2 protein-coding genes are annotated in these 1,572 nt (G+C 38.5%); both read left to right on the top strand.

From position 1 onward, the window contains the following. Window positions 1–39: 39 nt before the first annotated feature. Window positions 40–591, top strand: coding sequence for a hypothetical protein (locus tag DOS84_RS18810; protein WP_111411647.1), 552 nt, complete (start codon window positions 40–42; stop codon window positions 589–591). After that, entirely contained in the window at window positions 588–1,490 is a 903-nt protein-coding gene (locus tag DOS84_RS18805; protein WP_111411646.1) for an IS3 family transposase, read from the top strand. Before DOS84_RS18810 ends, DOS84_RS18805 begins: the two co-directional genes overlap by 4 nt. Window positions 1,491–1,572 lie beyond the last annotated feature (82 nt).

Below are 1,572 nucleotides of genomic sequence, written 5' to 3'. Positions count from 1 at the left end.
TGTCTTGTCCTGAAATAGCTATACACAATTCACGAGTGTATGGAATACAAGGAACAGGACGTTTATGCTGTCCGCGATCGTAAGCAAAGTCATTATGACCAAAGGTTGATTTTAAAAGTGGTAAAGGAAGTGGAAGCAGGTCTTCCCCGCAAGGAAGCTAACCGTATTTACGAATTAGGCAAAAGTTGCCTGCATAATTGGATGCGTAAATATGGATCTATGAATTATCAGCAAAACATTAAGCGAAAAAGTTATACTAACCTGCAAAAAAGGACAGTTGTAGCAGCCATAGAGCAAGGTCGCATGAGTATAAAAGAGGCGCAAACTGCCTATGGTGTAAAAAATGAAAAAATAATCCGGAACTGGCTGGCGCAATACAAAACAGAAAAAGTCGAACTTTGTATTATAACCGAACCAGTAATGGCTAAAAAAACCAAACCATTCAGCGCTGCACAAGCTGAAGCTCTACAAAAGGCATTAGAGGAAGCAGAACTGAAAATCAAGGCACTCAACACGCTTATCGATGTAGCCGAGGAGCAGCTTAAAATTGAGATCAGAAAAAAGTCTGGTGCCAAGCAGTCCTCAAAATGAAACATGACTATCCCAAGTCAGGGATAGGTGTGTTATGCAGGCTGTTTGGCAAAACAAGACATGCGTACTATGACGCTTTATGGCGAAAAGAAAATAGCTTGGTCAGGGAAGATATTATTCTTCAGGAAGTCATTGCAGTGCGTAATGATCTGCCAAGGATTGGCACCCGTAAACTGCACTATCTTCTACAATCCTCATTGGAATCACACAAGATAAAAATAGGCAGGGATTATCTTTTTGATTTGCTTTCCGAGCATAAGTTATTGGTGCGGCAGCGCAAAAGGAAAGCCATCACAACCGACTCTAGGCATTGGATGCGTAAATACAGCAATTTAATCAGGGGCATGCCTGTAACAAGGCCTGAACAGGTTTGGGTAAGCGATATAACTTATATTAGGCTAACGAACCAATGGGGTTATTTAAGTTTAATCACCGATGCTTATTCCAGAAAGATTATAGGATATTGTTTTCGTAATGACCTGATGGCAGAAGGGTGTATTGAAGCTTTAGAAATGGCTTTAAAAAACAGGATGTATCATGAGCCAATCATTCACCATTCAGACAGGGGTTCACAGTATTGCTCTCACCAGTATGTGAATCTGTTGCATAAAAATGCTATTGGAATCAGCATGACTGAAAATGGAGATCCTTATGAAAACGCATTGGCGGAACGCGTAAACGGAATCATCAAGACAGAGTTCAATCTTCATAGTAGCCAGTTAGGTTTTGAACAAACCTACAACCAGATAAAGAAAAGCATTAAAGTTTATAATGAACTTAGACCACATTCAAGTTGTGATTACCTAACCCCAAATCAAGCTCATTTGCAATCAGAGAACTTAAAGAAAAGATGGAAGAATTACAATAAAAAATTTAGCCATAAAAAAACAGTTGTATAGTAAGTTTAGGATTAAGAATTATATTTGTATAACTATATTAGGATTTATTTAATAATCTGTATAGTTATTTCAGGACGGGTCA

This window comes from Flavobacterium aquariorum (genome assembly GCF_003254745.1).
GTDB classification, from domain to species: domain Bacteria; phylum Bacteroidota; class Bacteroidia; order Flavobacteriales; family Flavobacteriaceae; genus Flavobacterium; species Flavobacterium aquariorum.
The sequence above is the reverse complement of the archived record's forward strand: the minus strand, read 5'-3'. Positions and strand labels throughout refer to the sequence as shown.